Raw genomic sequence first — 19,188 nt, forward strand, 5'->3', positions numbered from 1 at the left:
TAAATATTATGTTTTATAACAAAACTAAAATATTAATATTAAGTTAAATATAATTATTAATTTCATGATTTTACGGATGTTTGATAAAATATAATTTACCATGAAATTTTAACAACTTGCCTATTAACTAGATTCTAGTCAGCTCTGCAACATTGCCTCGATATAAATAAATAATCATTTTGTACTAAAGAAAACTATGTTCTGGCCGATTTGATGTATAGTACGAAATCTCTGCTATCGAGCTGTCTAAATGGCATGTAACAGTATGTCTAATATGGGAATAGGCGCATCAACCAGCCTAGCCGATAGCAATAATTAGAAGTAGGCCAAAGCAGTTATGGGAATTGAGTTTAATGTGGTCGTATTAAATATGATCGTGCTCACTATCGCATATGGGTTAGTCTATCCATATCGCGCAAATACTTTGAAGAAAATATCGATTCAAGACAGCATAGCAGCCTGTGCTTCTCTTAGTGTTGTCGGTTCGGTATTTTATAACACCGATATGCGATTTAGTTTTATCGTGATGGATGTTAATTGGTTCTGGTTTACACTGGTGACTTTCTTATTGCTCGAAGTACCGCTATTTATTTGGTACGCCAGACGCTACCACCTACCCTTTATTGATCATTAAAAAAATGCCGAGCTTAACTCGGCATTTTAATAACAGGCTTAACTTACGGCCTATGCTTTACTGCCCAAAGATGTAATAACTCATGAGCGATAGTCGCAGCCGCGATTGCTGTGAGTTCACTTTGATCGTATGCAGGAGATACTTCAACTACATCCATACCAATCATGTTTACACCTTGTAAGGCACGTAAAATTTTCAATACTTTGTCACTGGTTAGGCCTCCACATACCGGTGTGCCTGTACCAGGCGCAAAGGCTGGGTCTAAGCAGTCAATATCAAAGGTCAGATAAACCGGTAAATCGCCTACTCGTGATTTTATCTGTTCAGCCATTTGCTGGGCGCTTAAATCATTTGCCTGCATGGCATCAATAACACCAAAGCCATGATTCTCTTGATTATATTCAGTTCTGATACCAATCTGAATAGAGTGTTCTTGGCTTATCAAGCCTTCCATTGGCGCATGATAGAACATCGTGCCATGGTCATAACGAGAACCTTGACTATACGTATCTGTATGCGCATCAAAATGGATAAGTGCCATTTTTCCGTAGATCTTATGGTGCGCTCGCAAAAGCGGTAGTGTCACGAAGTGGTCACCACCTAACCCAAGTAAAGCTTTACCTTGAGAAATGATTTGCTGCGCCGCCAGTTCAAGCTGCGCAGTAAAATACTCTGGATCTCCGATTGGGTAGGTAAAATCTCCCGCATCCGACACGCTTAGTTTGTCCCACAATGAAAATGTCCATGGGTATTTCTTAGCTTCCCACGCCAAATGAACCGAGGCTCTTCTAATTGCATCAGGCCCCAAACGTGCACCCGGTCGACCCGAGGTCGCCAAATCAAATGGTAATCCCAACACCACAACATCAGTATCAATCTGGGTCATATCTCGTACCATTGGCTGGCGCAAGAATGTCATACCATTTGAGTACAACGAGTGATCTGTATGATCAAACAACTGGCTCATAAATTAAACATCTTCCAAATACGTGTAACCATCTAACCCTTGCTCTAGCTCAGCAAGGCACATTGCTTGCTCTGCTTGTGGCAACTTACTTTTTACCAGTTTGGCGTAGTTCGCTTTAAACTGCTCAACATCCAAGTGAACATAGCGCATCATATCCGCCACCGAGTCACCGACATCCACATCACCCAAATGCAGCACACCGTCATTGTCCAGTGTTGCAATCACACTGTGTGTGTCACCAAACAGGTTGTGCATATCACCCAAAATTTCCTGATAGGCACCAACAAGGAAAAAGCCCAATAAATAAGGTTGATCCGCATGATATTCCGGCACTGGTAGCGTGCTTTCAATACCTTGACCATCAACATAGTGCTCAATGGTGCCATCTGAGTCACAGGTAATATCCAATAACACTGCACGCTTTTTAGGCTCAGCGGTTAAACCACTTAACGGTAATACCGGAAACACCTGCTCAATACCCCAAGCATCAGGCAATGATTGAAACAGTGAAAAGTTCACAAAAAACTTATCCGCAAGTTTCGCACTTAGCTCATCGATGATTGGACGATGAAAACGGTTCTTGTTGTCCATGCGCTGGTTAAGCTCGTAACACACTCTTAGGTTAATTTGCTCAGCCCATGCGCGTTGCTCAAGGTTCAATAGCCCCATAGCGAATTGGCTATGTACTTCAGACAAATCGCCTTGCGTGTCGTGATAAATTTCAATTAGGGCACGATCATCACGCTGACCATTGAGCGCCTGCCATGAACTCCACATGTTGTGCAATAAGCGCGGTGCATCATGCTCTGGCGCAACCACAACTTCTGGCTGATAGCTTTCAGTACCAATTACATCCGTGATCAACACAGCATGGTGTGCAGTCAATGCTCGCCCAGATTCTGAAATAATCCTTGGCATCGGCTGCTCATACTGCTTACACGTGTCACCTATGGTGTAGACAATATTGTTTGCATATTCAGCTAAGCTGTAGTTCATTGAGTTATGTGACTGACTGCGCGTTCCATCGTAATCAACCGCTAAGCCCCCACCCACATCTAAACACTGTAGGTTGGCACCAAGGCGGCGTAGTTCACAGTAAAAACGCGCGGCTTCGCCCACGCCTAGCCTAACATCTCGAATATTGGCCATTTGCGAGCCAAGATGAAAATGCACTAGCTGTAGTGCACTTAACAACTTGGCCTGCGCTAGCTGATCTATCACCGCCAAAACCTGCGACGCAGACAGACCAAACTTAGACTTTTCGCCACCGCTTGCTTGCCATTTACCCTTGCCCTGTGATGCCAAGCGAACTCGCAAACCTAAGCGAGGAGTCACATTCAGTGCTTTCGCCTGCTCCATTACGATATCAAGCTCAGAGCGCTTTTCTAAAACGATATAAACCTGATGGCCCAGCTTTTCACCAAGTAAAGCTAAACGCACATACTCTTTGTCTTTGTAGCCGTTGCATACGATCACAGCTGAGGTCTGTTCACTCATGGCCAACACTGTAAGCAGCTCAGCCTTGCTACCCGCTTCTAGCCCAAGCTGCTTTTTGTCAGTACCGGCTTGGCTAGCTATCAAGCCTTCAACTACTTCACGCTGTTGGTTTACCTTTATTGGATAAACCAACAGATAATCTTCTGGATATTGATAGTCCGCGATCGCCTGATTAAACGCGTCACAAATGCTATGTACGCGTTGACTCAATACTTGTGGAAAGCGCACTAATGCTGGCAAGGTATATCCTTGCGATTTAATTTGCTCGGCAATGCTTACCAAAGTTACTGCATGTTCTGGCTGTGCCAGCTTAGGCATCGCAGTAACCTCTCCCTGATCATTGATACCATAAAAGCCTTGGCTCCAATGACGCACGTTATAGCAATCACGCGCGTGCTCAGAAGAGATGTGTTTGGCCATTCAAGTTCCTTAAAAATCTAAAGTGTTCACTGTTTATTTTTGCGCATTAGAAATAAATCATGCCCCCGTGTCTAACAAAATATTTCACTCTTAAAGAGTAATAAATTCACTCGTTCTCAAATGAATTCTGGCATGAAAAAGGCACCTCGCGGTGCCTTGATTTTCATTAACTTTATTTCATAGGAGCATCTAATTCGCTCGCTGAAAACTGACAGCAAACAAATCGGAATTTGATTAAATTTCTGCGTGGTGCCACAGGCTATCAACTATTTCACTGAACGAGCTCGCCGGCTTGTGTTGATTCATTGCCTTACCCGTCATGCGACTGATATCAATGAGATCAAAATAACCACAGACACGAGCAGGGACTTGACTGACAACCAGTAGATGTTCATGACCCGCCGCTTCCATACTCTTCATAATGTCACCTACTTTAGCTGTACGTAACGTTAACTCATTAACACTGTTAAGTGACGATAAGGGGATCATCACATCAGCAACACTCATTTCTGTGCGGCTTATGCCTTTTTTTGTAGAAATTCTAAGTACATAGCTACTGGATAACCTCGCCTTTGAGATAATCCCGAGCATGTTATTTTGCTTATCAACCACAAAACTAATGCGCATATGAGTTTGTTGCATGATCAGTAAAGCATCATTAACGCTGGTATTACTGTCGATAAGCTGGGGAGGAACCTGATGAAAGCCGTGCATGACCGCGGTTGCGGGACTGTCCAAGGAAATAGTCACACTGCTATCCAACGCGGTATCAAAACGTGTATCTGCGGCAAGCGCTTGGCTGCCAATAGTTTGGTATGTAGACATAACAACACCTATTTTTAAATATAAGCTGACGACAAAAAATGTGTATTTATTTGAGTTTAATAGGCTTATAAAACAGGTGGCGCGCGAATGCTAAAGTGCTGTGATGTGCGAGTACAAAGAAGACTATCTTTACACTTGATGAGGCTTTCGCCTGCAACATAAAACTCATAATCTAGTGAACCAACCAGTGGCTCTTGTGGATCATGGTCGATGGGGTCTGCGTCAATATAGATTGATTGTTGCTGTTCATAGTGGTTTTCAACTTTGGCATAGCTCAGAGGAGCGTTGATCACACTAAGGAACAACACACAAAAACAAGATATGACAAACCACTTACTGAACCGCATTTTATCTCCCGACGACTAGGCGCTAAATTGCAGCGCCTAATTTTCAGTGTATTGGCATGATAAAAAATAAGCAAGAGTTAAAGGGTGAATTCCGTGCTCCCCTCTTTGTGACGGCTAACCAAAAGCTGCTCGACTCTGACACCTTCAATATCAATCGCCTCAAATTTATAACCATCGCAAATAACATGATCAGCGCGCTTGGGTAAACGCTTTAAACGATAAATCAAAAAGCCTGCAACCGTTTCATACTGGTTGGTCTCTGGTACATCTTCCCAACCCAATACACGACATAGGTCAACCATCGGCGTCGCACCATCCACCAGCCAAGATTCACTGTCGCGTTGCACGATTTGCTCTTCGCCATGAAAAGTTACTAAATCACCCATAAAACTACTCATCAAATCTTTGATGGTCACTATGCCAACTATCAGCGCATATTCGTTCACCACCACCGCAAACTGCTCACTTGCTGACTTAAAAGCATTAAGTGCTTCTGATAGCGTAAGCGTTTCAGGTAAATAAAATACTTCCTTTTCAATTATTTGCTCATTCAGATGTACAGGCTCACCACGTAACAGTTGCTTTAAGAGTTGCTTGGTATCGACAAATCCCAATAACTTATCGAGATGACCGTCACACACCAAAAACTGATTATGTGGATTATTTAAGATCTTCTGATTTATGGTATCACTGTCATCTTCTACGTCTAAAAATACGATTGACTCTCGGGTCGTCATAGCCATGGGCAAGGTACGACATTCCAAATCCAATACGTTCCCTATCAGTTGATATTCTTGTGCCTGTAAACTACCACTTTTAGCACCGGCATCCATGATGGCAACGATTTCTTCGGTCGTGACTTCATCTTTACGCTCCGTTGGAAAACCAAAGATTTTAAGTACCAAGTTTGTCACACCATTGAAAAACAACACCAATGGCTTAAACGCAGCGGTGATGGCGTTCATCAAGGTCACCACTCTGACTGCAACCGCCTCAGGCATCAACATTGCGATCCGCTTAGGCAATAGATCCGCGAACAGAATGAACAACGAGGTGATGGTTAAAAACGACACTGCAAAGCTTATCTTATCAAGCATAGGCCCCTGATAAATCAATCCGACATAGTAACTAACTGACTCTGTAAGCGCTTGCTCTCCTAAAATCCCCCCTAAAATAGCAATGGCATTCAGGGCTATTTGTACCATGGCAAAAAATGCCCCCGGATGAGCCTGCAATTTTAAGACTTGTTCAGCACCATGATGTCCTTCATCCATCATAATCTTGAGTTTTATTTTGCGTGCAGCCGCAATCGCTATCTCTGACATAGCAAACAACGCGCTGATCAGGATCAGGCACACAATACCAAGCAGTTCGCTCACTTATTTTCTCCGCTAGAAATGGGTTATCGCTTTAAGAATTAGTCAAAAAGCGAGCAATTGTAGCGTAATCGACATGCTAAGCAACAAATATAAACCCTTTATAATCATTAAGTTAAAATATATATTTTTAAGTGATTGAGTTATGCAATAGTTTGTTACGCATTTTCATTTATTCATCCACCTATGCGGGCTTATACTATGGGCAAATTAACCATGTTTTTTGAGGTATGTTGTGCAGTTGACTCAAGGTATAGAGTACTTCCTCTCAGGCTTTTCTCTTATTACGCAAAAAGGATTGAAGCGTTTTGTTTTTATTCCTTTGTTGATCAATATCTTACTATTCGGGAGCTCATTGTTCTTCCTGTACGATTGGCTAACACAAGGGTTTGATTACCTTAATAATCTTTTACCAAGTTGGTTAAGTTGGCTGGAATGGCTTATGTGGCCCATTGCCATTATGGTCATTTTGTTTAGTTATAGTATGGTCTTCACGGTGATAACCAACTTTATTGCAGCCCCTTTCAATGGCTTATTGAGCGAGAAAGTTGAAATGCACTTAACTGGGCAGAAAATTAATGACGATGGACTGGCTGACTTACTTAAAGATGTACCTCGCATGTTAGGCAGAGAGTGGACCAAGTTATGTTACTACTTACCTCGTGCCATCGGCTTTTTCATTCTGCTTTGGGTCTTACCGTTAGTTGGGCAAATACTTTGGGTGATGTTTACATGCTGGATGTACAACGTGCAATACAACGATTATCCATTTGATAACCATAAAATTCACTTCAAACAAATGAAGGCAGACTTGAAAACGAAACAGGGCTTGTCTTATGGATTTGGCTTTGCGGTGTTTGTCCTGACTTCTATACCAGTGGTAAACCTTATCGTCATGCCCGTCGCTGTGTGTGGTGCGACTCGCCTATGGGTTGAAAACTATCGTCAGCACTATTGCTAATAAGGTACTTAACTAAAGCAATAGAGTCATAAATCTAAATTGGCTCTATTGTCTTACTTGTCATAGAGTTATCATTCTATTGTCATGTTTATAAGGTAGCGTTTATTTTCTATTTATAAACAAGATGATGTACACAAATGAAGTTCAAACTATTACTCTCTCTCACCGCACTAGCTGCATTAAGTGGTTGTGATGAAACGGAAATAAAAGAAGTTACCAAAGAAGTGGTAGTGGAAAAGCCCGTTACCATCATTGAAAAAGTTGAAGTACCCGTCATTGTCGAAGTACCAAAAGGGTCGGCTAACGATGTACAACTGGGTACCAGAGTACAATTTTTAGTAAACCAACTTGAAGACGGGGCACTAAAGTCCAAGCTTCAGGCTTGTCAAAATGGACCTTTTTACAAGACTGATTTTTCAATTGGTCACCGCGGCGCGCCAATGCAGTATCCAGAACATACTAGAGAATCCTATGTTGCAGCGGCCAAGATGGGTGCTGGCGTATTAGAATGTGATGTCACCTTTACTAAAGATAAAGAACTCGTGTGTCGTCATTCTCAATGTGACTTACACACCACGACCAATATTTTGGCTATGCCCGAATTAGCGGCTAAGTGCTCACAACCTTTTACCCCAGCCGATGAAACGAGTGGCACACCCGCCAGCGCCCTGTGCTGTACTTCTGATATCACCCTTGCTGAATTTAGACAGCTCAAAGGCAAGATGGACGGCGCAAATCCGAACGCTAAAACAGTGGAAGAATACCTACAAGGTACGGCAAACTGGCGCACGGACCTTTACGCAAGTCAAGGTACGCTGTTGACGCACAAAGAAAGTATCGAGCTGTTCAAATCACTCAACGTAAAAATGACGCCTGAGCTAAAATCAGCCAGCGTACCCATGCCATATGAAGGTATGACTCAAGCCATGTACGCACAAAAAATGATTGATGAATATAAAGCGCTTGATGTCGCTGCTGATAATGTATTTGCGCAATCATTTAACCTAGATGATGTGAAGTACTGGATAAACAATGAAGCACAATTTGGTGCACAAGCCGTTTATCTCGACGATAGATATGACATTGCAGGTTTTAACCCGAACAACCCCGAAACCTGGCAGCCAACCATGGCGGAGCTTAAAAATGCTGGCGTGCAAATTATCGCACCACCTCTTTGGATGCTCGTAACACTGGACAACAACAGCAACATCGTCCCATCCGAGTACGCCAAAGCAGCTAAAGGCGCTGGTCTTGATATTATCACATGGACCCTAGAGCGCTCAGGCCCGCTGGCAGACGGCGGTGGCTGGTATTATCAATCCATCAGCAATGCCATTAATAGCGATGCTGATGCGCTGGTACTGCTTGATGTACTGGCTAAGCAAGTTGGTGTCATCGGTGTATTTAGCGACTGGCCTGCTACCACCAGCTTTTATGCAAGTTGTATGGGTATGACCCCGAGCATTTAATCACAAGTTACCATTAAGTAGTGTTTAGCCCCTCTTTCGAGGGGCTTTTTTTGTTAATAACAACGCTCGCTTCCTATCACCTGCGAACATTATCAAAGGTCAATCGCTTGAGTGAGCTGTGCATGCAATGCGCGTATGATTGACCTGCAAAATCAGATGACCTACTGTATCACGCGATAAAACACGATTGATGACACATTGTTCATCACTATCGAATAAGGAACTATATGAGTATATTAACGTGTATCGCAAAACTCACTGCAAAGCCTGAACACAAAGAAACCGTCGCATCGGAACTTCGCAAAATTGTGCTACCGACTCGCAATGAACATGGGTGTATTAACTACGATATGCATATCGACAATGAGAATGATGCCGTATTTATGTTCCATGAAAACTGGGGATCTGAGCAGGATTTAGATAACCATTTGCAGTCATCACACATTAAGCAGTGCTTTGAAGTGATTGGCGATATGCTTGAGTCGGTGGAAATATCAAGACTAACCAAAGTGGCCAGTTAACCACTGGCATTTTGCTGTGCTATAGCGGTTACACGGCTCATGCGGTTCGTGTAACCATTGATATCGATTGGCTATGCGCCCTAATACCAGCATTTACCTACGTACCTAAATGTTTATAATATTCCCATAACTGATAATAAGAACAAACACATGCTGGTAGAATTTGATACGTTTCGTTTTGACACTGACAATGGGGTATTAACTCGTCACGGCAAGTCTATCTATCTAAAACCCAAACAACATGCGTTATTAGCACTTTTTATCGATAATGCGGGAACCACACTCAGTAAGGAACGTATCTTAGAGTCCGTATGGCACGACCGTATTGTTTCTGAGCAGGTCGTGTTTCAAACCATTAGTCAACTGCGAGCTATTATCGGCGAACGGGCGATTCAAACCTACTCCCGCAGGGGTTACAAATGGAATCTACCAATACAGCAAATCACCCTAGACTCACCGTCGATTCCCGTTTTGGTAAATCAACTGAAGACACCAAAACGCACAGTGATGGTCGTTGTTTTTCTGCTCATTTTAGCACTCAGTTACTGGCTGTTCAGAAGTTCACAGCTCACCTCAACAACACCCATTGATGTGTTACCTTTTAATGGCATCAGTGAGCTTGAGCTAATCAATCGTAACTTTGAGTTTACCACCGTTGAGCAACTCCCCCCCTTTGCTACAGACTTTCTAACTATGCCCGTGCTTACATGGCAAGATTTCTTTGCCGATAACGGTCATTGGTTGCTTGGAGGTCGCGTTTACACTCTCAACAACGGCGCTGTGTTAGAATTTCGCCTGCAACGGGGTGATCAGTATTGGCATGACTATGTATATAGCCTCGACCCAGCACAACTAGGCTCCCTACTGAATAACAAAATGTCTGAGCTACAAAAACTTGGGCTATTTAAAGTAAACCAAACTTCAGCACAATGGGTAAGCTTACTACGCACGCAAAATGCGCACCCTTTACAAGCCAGTATTGATTTATATTTAGCTAAATACTTTGATGATTTGGGACACACCGATACAGCACTGGCCTATTTAAATAGCGTACTTGCATTACCAACAACGATTGAGACCTTACCTATTTATGTCAAGGCCGCGTTGCAAAAAGCGCTCATTTATAAGCACAATGGTCAGTACGATAGTGCGCTTGAGATGTTAAACAACGTCGAGGCCAATGCTCAACTGACCACGCAAATTTGGCCACTTAAGTTTGAACTCGTCAAAACCCGCGCGTTTATAGCCTATGCCATGCGCGACTCCGAGCAAGTAAGCACACAGCTACGTCTAGGCGCTACGCTTGCCAAGCAAAATATTGATGCCATGGGACGTTTCCAATTACACATATTGGACTCTATTTTATCCGCAAAGCTCGGTTTGAATGAACGTAAATATGTGCAGTTGAACGAAGCTCAAGAACTTATCACAGAACAGCAATTACACCCTGCTAACTTGGCTTTTGTCTATTTACACTACGCCTTATTTGCCAACGACAATAACACGGTGATTAAGTATCTGAAGAAGATTGTTGAGTTACCTCGCACAGAGCATAATTTTTGGGTCTTAGATGACGCCTATGAGCGACTTTTTGATATGTACATCAAAGCCGATATGCTCACACAAGCACATTCCTTGTTAGTCACCAAGAAACTACGTACAGTTAGCCATAACCTGCTTCATGCCAGACTCTTGCTTGCACAAAACCAGACCCAACAAGCTATTTCAATATTGGAACAAAGTTATCAACAGTCGCAGCGCGAGTTCGATAAAAATAGCAGTATCCATGCCGCCCGAGCACTGTATCAATATTTAGATAAACACGATAAAAAACGACAATTTTACTATGATTTCTTGCAGCGTAATGGCGAGCAGAAATGGTTAGAGCACCAGCAAAATAAACAAGGCTAGTGCTCGCGAATAAGGCCGTCAACGTCTCATTGAATTTGAATTGCGCTTTGCCGTTGCTAAACATCGCGCAGACTTTCAAATAGAAAACCGTACGATGCCTTTATTTAAATGCTAACCAGTCCAGCTCAAACCAAACCTGCTTATCCAAACGAATTTCCAACGGTTCATTACTCGCGATAAGCAAGGCCGCTGCGTGGTAAGTTGTGAATTTGTCACCTTTTGGAATATGGTAGCGACCGACTAAATGGGCTCCCTGCCAAAGTTCAAAGCCCGAGTCTTGCTCAGCCATTGCCCTAAATGTCAGCTGAGCATGTTTGGTTTGTTTGGCCTCAAAAGCCACTTTCACCCAAGCGGGTTTGTGCGGTTTTACCCCTGTTGGAAAGTGGTCGGGGTTATCACTAAAGCCCACTATTGTGGCACTCTCTCGCTTGCCTAGCCAATAATATTGGCCATCAAAAAAGTGTTCAGCTTCTATTCGCTCACTTTCTTTGAATATTTTCGCGTTACCATAGGCCACGATATGACTACCAAGCCCTTCTCCATACTCATTGTAAGAAAATACCTGATAGCGAACATATGCCTGTTCAGGCACTGTAATATCGGTATATTCAGGAGACTGTAGCTCGTCAACGAGTAACACAAAGTGCGTCGCCAGATTATTGGCTGGATCACTGATAGCACGGTAAACTGCGTACTTATTCCCCTCACCTTCTACATCTAACCAACTAATCTTTATGCTTTTATTTTTGTCTGACCCAACCTTCACACCAGTTGGTGTAGCTGGGATCATTTTGAGCTTAGCATGATGCGAACGCTGCACGTTTTGTGCGTTGTTAAGTTGCTCTGAGAATTTCATCGTCGCTGCGGTTACGCTGCCCAAATCATCAGCCTCCAGCACTAATCGGATCCCCTCAAGACCACCTTGGAAGTCTCTATCTATCCAATCTAATACATTAACCCCTCTTGGTTGCCAGTGCCAAGCCTCACCCGCGACAACATAACGCTTACAATCCGTGCGCTGTGCGTCACTGTACTCATGGCAGGTGCGCGTAAACTCCCTAACATTACCCATCATGTCGTACAGGCCAAATTGATTAGGCCGATACATGCCCACAACCGTGTGATAAACAGCACCGTCATTACAATTGGCACTGCGCTTATAGCGCACTTGGTGGTGCTTTTTAAAACCAGCTATGTTGGCGATGTCTTCGGTATTTTCATAGTTACAGATTTCCCTCTGTTGAAAGTCATCCGCAAACGCCATACGTCCCGCTTTGCCCGCTAAAGCGGCTTGACGCCATTGCGATTCACTCGGTAGCCTATATGGTTTACCCGTTTTCTGCGCAAGCCAGTTGGCATAATCCAATGCCCCTTGAATGCCCGTACAAACAACGGGCCGATAAGGGTTTTCAATGAACACGGGCAAATCCCAAGATGCGGGGTTTTGTGGATCAGGCCAACGCGTATCTGTAAATGCCATACAGTTTTTTGGTACCTGATAACCCGTATCCGCAATGAACTGGCTAAACTGCGCCACCGTCACTTCATACTTACTCATGTAAAAGCCTCTGTCTTTGGAGGATTCACTGGTCGAAATGCGCTGCAGTATGGGCTCGATGACATCGTCTGTAGTCACCGCTTTAACACTCGATAGCGCTGTGTTTACGGCAATGATTGAAATTAAAAAAAGATGTTTCATAAATGCTCCTGTGTAAATTCCAAAACACAGTATGCAATTAGCGATGGGGGGTCTTATCGAACTTCTATTATTTGAGAAATGTTTTTTTAATTCTATTATTCAGGCTGTTATGCTGATTTCTATTTTCTTAACTTGCAGAAAAAGTAATCTCACTAATATGTGGGTTCGCGACAGTCACTGCCAACTTGACGATTTCATCAAGCACGACCAAATCCATCTGCCCATCATGCTTTAGCTGTATGCACTCTTGGCGGGTCTCATTACGTTTTGTATCGACCGCGATGCCAACCACTATCCTCCCCGTTTTTAAGGTTAATCTAACAGGGTATTGATACATGCAAACAATCTCAATGTAGTCATGTTCATTGCAGCTCAGCATGAACCACCTCCTATGAATAATGACCAAGCGCCAACAAGGTGCGACCCCAACAACTGTTGGGGTACAGTATAAGCGTTAACTGTATAGTTTCTCAGGTACACGGTTGACCTTGATATGGACCGTTACCTCTTCACGGTCATGGTATAAGTGCTTTGCCTGCAACTCATAGTCCACTTCATATTTAGCTAATTCCTCGTGAATTAGCGCTAAGCACTCATAAACACTATCAAAACGCTTTTTCATCGGTAACTTAAGATTAAATATCAATTCTTTAGCAAAAGCATTAACTATCCAATCTAACATTAAATTAGTCACCTTCAATGGCTTTTCAACCATGTCACACACTAACCAATTGATGTTGCGCTTCTCAGGTAAGTATTTAAAGCCATCTTCTGTAAAGTGCTTTACTTGTCCTGATTCCATCAGCGCTTCGTTCATCGGGCCATTGTCGATGGCAGAAACAAACATGCCTCGGCGCACTAACTGATAGGTCCAACCGCCGGGACATGCCCCTAAATCGACGGCACGCATCCCCGGTTGTACGCGCTTTTCTACTTCATCTTTAGGAACAAATACGTTAAACGCTTCATCGAGCTTCAAGGTTGAACGACTCGGTGCATCTGCGGGCATTCTCAGACGTGGGATCCCCATAAAGAATGGTGAGTTATTGTTACTCAATGAATAGCCCACATAGGCGGTATCATTGGCTAAAAACAAGACATGTAACACCGGTTTTGACGGTTTGTGATCCCGTGTCAGTTTGTTTAGCTTCTCTAAACTTTTTGCCAGTGGTGTCGAAAACTTTTTACAAAACTTAGAGAGCTCTTTCCCCTCATTGGTATCGGGTGTTTCTACGCGCAAATCACCACATAATGGAAAATCACCAACAACAGCTTTAACTTCGCTTACTCTGTCTTCAATCGACATATTGCTCAGTAACACGCCTGCAAACCACTGACGAGCAAAAACTAGGCTCTTAAAATCGACCTTTTTGATAAGCTCTTGAGCATCACTGGGTGAAAAGCACTCAAAAGTCACAAAGCCCGTGTTTGGTTTTGCTTTAACATAGCCCCCAACGCCCTGCAAAGCGGCGTGATGGTTAATTTCAGCAGCGGCATCGTTTTCGAATCCACTGCGACAATAAATTACAACACTCGACATGGGTGCTCTCTTTTAAAATGTGTGTTTACTTATTTTAATGATCATAACTAGCCAAGCGGCGATAAAACACAAGCCACCTAACGGCGTGATGGCTCCAAGCCATTTTAACCCCGTTAGTGCAAGTAAGTATAAACTACCGCTAAATAGCATAATACCCGCTATCAGTAACCAACCTGATAAACCAACCTTAATACCCCATTTTAATAACAAGGCGACCGCTATCAACGCTAAACCATGAGTCATTTGATAGTCGCTAGCGGTTTTAAAAATACTCAAAGCATAATCATCTAAATGACGCTTTAGGCCGTGTGCAGCAAACGCGCCGAGCATCACCGACAACATACAAAAGCCGCTGCCTGCTAATAGAAATAATTTAATCATCGCGATGAACCTGCATAAATTTAGCGGCCTGCTTAGCCGCTTCTAGCAGATGTTCAGCTTCACTATAACCGCTTTTTTTGCGCGGCTTGAGTGAGTGGTCACCATCTGCAAAGAATATGAAATCTGGCGCATTATCCATTTTAAGCTGCGCTAACTCAATTTGACTGCCAAAGGTATCACGCTCCCCTTGCAAGACTAAAAAGGGGCAAGGGATCTCTGCAAAGTGCTCTATTCTTAGCTTGTCAGGTTTACCCGGTGGATGAAATGGATAACCCATAGCAATCACACCTTTAACAGGATATTTCCCTTCAGTGACTAACATTGAAGCCATTCTCCCACCCATTGACTTGCCACCAATAAACAGTGGAAGCGCTTGGTCTGCTTGCGCTAGCTGATTGGCAAAGCATGCTAATAATTTTGGGGCTCTGTCTGGCGGTCGACGTTTATCCAGCGCTTTGGCCTGTTGCATATATTCAAAATCAAACAAGCCAACTTGAATACCCAAGTCACACAAATGTTGCGCGATAGTTTGCATAAATGCTGAGTCGCTCCCCGCTCCCGCCCCATGGGCAAAAATAAACTGAGCGATGGGTTGCTTTGGTTTGAACCACTGTATTGTCATTACAATTGCTCTTGTTCAACAAGACTGAGCATCCAGTCTCTAAATGATACGATTTTACCGAGTTCAGACTGAGACTCCCGCAGGACTAAGTAGTAAGCATTTTTACTTTCTAGCACATGATTAAACGGGATAATCAAACGCCCAGAGTCCAAGTCTGGTTTCGCTAGTACACTGTTACCCAGCGCCACCCCTTGGCCATGTACCGCAGCTTGCAAGACCATGGAGGAGTGACTGAAGATTGGGCCCTGATTTACCTGTACATTCCTAACCCCTGCCGTTTTCATCCACGCTTTCCATGCTCTTCTTGAGGTGTCATGAAGCAAGGTATGATGGGCCAAATCACTGGGTTGATCTAAAGGCTTGGGGCCATTGAGTAACAATGGGCTACATAAGGGTACTAAATATTCCGTATGCAATTTATGTGTTTGCACGCCACTCCAATGCCCACGACCATAATAGATGGCTACGTCAACATCGTCAGTTAGGGAGTTTTCATCATGATCTTGCGCTTTGATCCGCACATCAATTTCAGGATGAAGTTCATTAAACAAACTGAGCCTTGGCACCAACCATTGGATAGCAAAGCTCGGCGTTAAACTAACGGTTAATGACCCTTTAGCACCACGTGCTAATAGCTTTTCAGTGGCATCAATCAACTGAGAAAAGATCTCTTTAATGTCCAGAAAGTAGCCTTGACCTTCCTCTGTTAGCAGTAAAGAGCGATTCTTGCGCAGGAATAACTTAAGCCCCAAGTGCTCTTCTAAAATCTTGATTTGGTGACTAACAGCCGCTTGTGTAACGTACAGCTCTTCTGCTGCTTTGGTGAAGCTCAAATGTCTGGCGGCGGCTTCGAACGCTTTAAGCGCATTCAACGGAGGAAGTCTTCTGGACATAGCGAAAATGCCTTACAAGTTAAGCCATCATTGCCCAGCTGATGCTGGGCTATCTGTTTGGGTTATAAGTCACTGGCACTGGTATCAAGCGCTGGGAAGCTCTTAACCAGTTCATCGACCGCTTTCATTTGCTGTAAGTAACCTTCCAGCTTAGCCAATGGCAAAGCACAAGGACCATCGCATTTTGCTTCGTTAGGATTTGGGTGTGCCTCGATAAATAACCCAGCTAAACCAAGCGCCATACCACTGCGAGCCAATTCGGCTGCCTGTGCACGACGTCCATCAGCTGAATCACTGCGTCCGCCAGGGCGCTGTAGTGCATGTGTGGCATCAAAAATTACGGGTGCCATATGCTTCATATCATCCATGCCCAACATATCGACAACTAGATTGTTGTAACCGAAACTACTCCCTCGTTCGCACAGAATAACCTGGTCATTCCCAGCTTCATTTATTTTCTTCAGAATATGACGCATTTCATGAGGGGCTAGAAATTGTGGTTTCTTAACATTGATCACCGCACCTGTTTTTGCCATCGCCACTACTAAGTCAGTTTGACGTGCTAAAAACGCTGGTAACTGTATGATATCTGCCACTTCTGATACTGGCTGTGCTTGGAATGGCTCATGCACATCTGTGATAATTGGCACATTAAAAGTCTGTTTGATCTCAGCAAAAATTTTTAGACCTTCCTCCATACCCGGACCACGATACGAGTTAATTGATGAGCGGTTCGCTTTATCAAAAGAGGCCTTAAAAACATAAGGAATATTCAGCTTTTGTGTGACTTCAACATAGTGCTCAGCGATACGCATCGCTAAGTCACGTGACTCCAGTACGTTCATCCCACCAAACAAGACAAACGGTTTGTCGTTTGCGATTTCTATGTTAGCCAGATTGATCGTTTGTGTATTCATATTTCTTCCAACTTAACTGCCAATGATACGCAGCAACTGACCACAGAGCCACGCCATATACGTACCTAGCGCATAACCAAGTACTGCTAATAATACCCCTACCGGAGCCAGTGCGGGGTGAAATGCCGATGCAACCACCGGCGCCGAAGCTGCACCACCAATATTTGCTTTGCTGCCCACAGCAACGTAGAACACCGGTGCTTTTATAATTTTTGCCACCAAGAATAATAGTCCAATATGGATCGCCATCCAAATTAAGCCTATGATCATGTACTTAGGAGCTTCTACAATTTTTGTTATATCCATATGTAACCCGATAGTCGCAATTAAGATATACAAAAAGCTTGCCCCAACCTTTGAAGCACCGACAGCTTCATACTGACGCGCTTTAGTAAACGAGAGCGCCAAGCCAATAGTGGTCACTAACACAATGATCCAAAACAATTTACTGTGTAGCGAAAACTTTTTCAGGCCAGGGTAATGTTCAACAAAGAAAGGCACCAATATATCTGCGGCGAAGTGGGCAAGGCCCGTAGCCCCAAATGCCAAAGCCAGCATGATCATGAGATCACTAAGTTCAGGTTTTCGGGCGTGCTGAGCTTCAAATTGCTGAACTTTATCAATTAAGCGATCGATTGAGCGAGTGTCAGCACCGGTTCTTGCATCGATTTCTTTGTGCTTTGCAGCAAGCATTAACAACGCAGCCATCCACAAGTTGGCAACCACAATATCAACCGTGACCATTACGGTGAAGATCTCTCCACCCGCGCCGTAAATTTCTTTCATGGCAAGCATATTCGCCCCGCCGCCAATCCAGCTTCCTGCTAAAGCTGCCATGCCTCGCCACAAAGCCTCAGGCCCCGTTACACCGAGTAGTTCAGGCATGATACTCGCCACTATGAGCAAAGCGATAGGCCCACCAATAACCACTCCTACGGTGCCTGTTAGAAACATAATGATGGCCTTTTTACCCAAACCAAGAATAGCTTTGAGATCAATACTAAGTGTTAGCAGTACCAAACATGCGGGTAACAGAAAGTATTTAGCGACGGTGTAAACATCATTATTGTTACCATCAACTATGCCAAAGGTATTAAGTAATGACGGCAAAAAGTAGCACATCAATAATGCGGGTACGTACTTATAAAACTTAGCCCAAAAACCTTGTTTTAAATTTGATGTATAAAATACAAATCCAAGAATGAGCGCAAGCAGGCCCAAAATGACAGCATTATTTGTGATTAAAGCTGATCCTTCTTCCATAGCAGCCCTCGTTATTATTTTTAATGGAGTATGTTGTTGTGATCGGCAAGTTCTGCAATTTGGTGCTGAATAATCTCAATGGTTGGATCATCTGGGCACTCGTCAACAAAGAATTGTAGATCTTCCTTTGCCATTTTTGGGCAATTCAATTGATTGAGTAAATAACCTCTATCGCGACGTTCGTATGGGTCATCCCCTATCAAGTCCATCAGTAATTCCACACAACTTAATGCATGGCTGAACTTATCTGCCGCTATAAAGGCCCACTTTTGTTGCGCAAGATAGAGCTTTACAGCTTCATCTCCCATTACAAGTTCTAATGGTTCTTCATTCTTATCAGCGTCCGGGTCGTTTTCAGGCACAATATACCAGTTTTGCTGCCCATTATTTGGGTCAACTAAATACCCTTCATCATTACTGATAGTCACGTGAACCATGACCTCACCCTGACTTAAGGCTAAATTCGCATCAAACTCAGCACGTTGCAATAGATAACTCAGTATCATTGCAAGCGCCGTGGGAGAGCCACTACGCATATTGAGTACATAACACACGCTGTTGAGCGTATATTCAGGAATATTCTGATCGCTGCCACTAAACAACCAAACTGTGTAAAAGGCATCTAATAATTTATCTAAACGTTCATGTTGGTGCGAGTATTGGGCACAGATTTGATCCGTCAGCAATTCTAACTCTGCTAGCTGACAAAAGCTGGTTTCTAGTTTGGCTTGCGCATCCCAATGCCTCTCCGCCTTGATACAGCGAAATAGCGGATCTTGAGGTATGTAATCTGTACTACCGTCTTGTTCTTCGAACCAGATATCAGTCATATATACCGAGTTAACTCACAATTTCTAATAAACGAAAGTCTAGTCTACCACTTTTTGCTACAGACCCAAATAGCGATGCTATGAGCTGCATACTTTTAATTATCACCGTCAACCA

General features: G+C 43.5%; 19 protein-coding genes. 5 read left to right on the top strand and 14 right to left on the bottom strand.

All coding sequences use genetic code 11. From position 1 onward, the window contains the following. Positions 1-337: 337 nt before the first annotated feature. A complete protein-coding gene (locus C2M32_RS14065) occupies positions 338-634 on the top strand; it encodes a hypothetical protein (protein WP_105168959.1) in 297 nt (98 codons plus the stop codon). Positions 635-677: 43 nt separating this feature from the next. Here C2M32_RS14065 and speB read toward each other — a convergent pair whose 3' ends face one another. The 5 genes from speB to C2M32_RS14090 form a co-directional block, all read right to left on the bottom strand. Continuing rightward, on the bottom strand, positions 678-1,601 hold the full coding sequence (speB, locus tag C2M32_RS14070) for an agmatinase (RefSeq protein ID WP_105168960.1): 924 nt from the start codon (positions 1,599-1,601) through the stop codon (positions 678-680). A gap of 3 nt (positions 1,602-1,604) precedes the next feature. After that, positions 1,605-3,518: a biosynthetic arginine decarboxylase gene (speA, locus tag C2M32_RS14075; protein WP_105168961.1), complete on the bottom strand. Its 1,914-nt coding sequence runs from the start codon at positions 3,516-3,518 to the stop codon at positions 1,605-1,607. 234 nt (positions 3,519-3,752) lie between these two features. Then, positions 3,753-4,343, bottom strand: coding sequence for a CBS domain-containing protein (locus C2M32_RS14080; RefSeq protein WP_105168962.1), 591 nt, complete (start codon positions 4,341-4,343; stop codon positions 3,753-3,755). A 65-nt stretch (positions 4,344-4,408) separates the two neighbouring features. Beyond that, on the bottom strand, positions 4,409-4,690 hold the full coding sequence (locus tag C2M32_RS14085; protein WP_105168963.1) for a hypothetical protein: 282 nt from the start codon (positions 4,688-4,690) through the stop codon (positions 4,409-4,411). Positions 4,691-4,767: 77 nt separating this feature from the next. Next, on the bottom strand, positions 4,768-6,069 hold the full coding sequence (locus tag C2M32_RS14090; protein ID WP_105168964.1) for a hemolysin family protein: 1,302 nt from the start codon (positions 6,067-6,069) through the stop codon (positions 4,768-4,770). 232 nt (positions 6,070-6,301) lie between these two features. Here C2M32_RS14090 and cysZ point away from each other — a divergent pair, with 232 nt between their 5' ends. The 4 genes from cysZ (at position 6,302) to C2M32_RS14110 (ending at position 10,928) form a co-directional block, all read left to right on the top strand. After that, positions 6,302-7,027: a sulfate transporter CysZ gene (gene cysZ / locus C2M32_RS14095; protein ID WP_105168965.1), complete on the top strand. Its 726-nt coding sequence runs from the start codon at positions 6,302-6,304 to the stop codon at positions 7,025-7,027. Positions 7,028-7,164: 137 nt separating this feature from the next. After that, complete coding sequence (locus C2M32_RS14100) at positions 7,165-8,496, top strand: glycerophosphodiester phosphodiesterase family protein (RefSeq protein WP_105168966.1); 1,332 nt, start codon at positions 7,165-7,167, stop codon at positions 8,494-8,496. Between the two features lie 227 nt (positions 8,497-8,723). Further along, entirely contained in the window at positions 8,724-9,017 is a 294-nt protein-coding gene (locus C2M32_RS14105; RefSeq protein WP_105168967.1) for a putative quinol monooxygenase, read from the top strand. A 150-nt stretch (positions 9,018-9,167) separates the two neighbouring features. Beyond that, the gene (locus C2M32_RS14110; RefSeq protein WP_105168968.1) at positions 9,168-10,928 is read left to right on the top strand and encodes a winged helix-turn-helix domain-containing protein; all 1,761 of its coding nucleotides are present in this window, start codon (positions 9,168-9,170) and stop codon (positions 10,926-10,928) included. A gap of 100 nt (positions 10,929-11,028) precedes the next feature. Here C2M32_RS14110 and C2M32_RS14115 read toward each other — a convergent pair whose 3' ends face one another. The 9 genes from C2M32_RS14115 to C2M32_RS14155 all read right to left on the bottom strand — a co-directional run bounded on the left by C2M32_RS14115 (position 11,029) and on the right by C2M32_RS14155 (position 19,073). Continuing rightward, positions 11,029-12,627: a formylglycine-generating enzyme family protein gene (locus C2M32_RS14115; RefSeq protein WP_105168969.1), complete on the bottom strand. Its 1,599-nt coding sequence runs from the start codon at positions 12,625-12,627 to the stop codon at positions 11,029-11,031. Positions 12,628-12,754: 127 nt separating this feature from the next. After that, the gene (locus C2M32_RS14120; RefSeq protein ID WP_105168970.1) at positions 12,755-13,006 is read right to left on the bottom strand and encodes a Rho-binding antiterminator; all 252 of its coding nucleotides are present in this window, start codon (positions 13,004-13,006) and stop codon (positions 12,755-12,757) included. 75 nt (positions 13,007-13,081) lie between these two features. Further along, positions 13,082-14,167: a 23S rRNA (cytidine(2498)-2'-O)-methyltransferase RlmM gene (gene rlmM / locus C2M32_RS14125; RefSeq protein ID WP_105168971.1), complete on the bottom strand. Its 1,086-nt coding sequence runs from the start codon at positions 14,165-14,167 to the stop codon at positions 13,082-13,084. Between the two features lie 12 nt (positions 14,168-14,179). Further along, a complete protein-coding gene (locus C2M32_RS14130; protein ID WP_105168972.1) occupies positions 14,180-14,548 on the bottom strand; it encodes a DUF423 domain-containing protein in 369 nt (122 codons plus the stop codon). Further along, entirely contained in the window at positions 14,541-15,170 is a 630-nt protein-coding gene (locus C2M32_RS14135) for an alpha/beta family hydrolase (RefSeq protein WP_105168973.1), read from the bottom strand. The genes C2M32_RS14130 and C2M32_RS14135 overlap by 8 nt, the downstream gene beginning before the upstream one ends. Next, positions 15,170-16,063: a transcriptional regulator GcvA gene (locus C2M32_RS14140; protein WP_105168974.1), complete on the bottom strand. Its 894-nt coding sequence runs from the start codon at positions 16,061-16,063 to the stop codon at positions 15,170-15,172. The genes C2M32_RS14135 and C2M32_RS14140 overlap by 1 nt, the downstream gene beginning before the upstream one ends. A 62-nt stretch (positions 16,064-16,125) precedes the next feature. Continuing rightward, a complete protein-coding gene (gene kdsA / locus C2M32_RS14145) occupies positions 16,126-16,980 on the bottom strand; it encodes a 3-deoxy-8-phosphooctulonate synthase (protein WP_105168975.1) in 855 nt (284 codons plus the stop codon). Between the two features lie 12 nt (positions 16,981-16,992). Further along, the gene (locus C2M32_RS14150; RefSeq protein ID WP_105168976.1) at positions 16,993-18,243 is read right to left on the bottom strand and encodes a DUF819 family protein; all 1,251 of its coding nucleotides are present in this window, start codon (positions 18,241-18,243) and stop codon (positions 16,993-16,995) included. A gap of 20 nt (positions 18,244-18,263) precedes the next feature. Next, positions 18,264-19,073, bottom strand: coding sequence for a tetratricopeptide repeat protein (locus C2M32_RS14155; RefSeq protein WP_105168977.1), 810 nt, complete (start codon positions 19,071-19,073; stop codon positions 18,264-18,266). Between the last annotated feature and the right edge of the window lie 115 nt (positions 19,074-19,188).

The sequence above is a fragment of the Pseudoalteromonas sp. T1lg23B genome (genome assembly GCF_002964665.1).
In the GTDB taxonomy this organism is placed as follows: domain Bacteria; phylum Pseudomonadota; class Gammaproteobacteria; order Enterobacterales; family Alteromonadaceae; genus Pseudoalteromonas.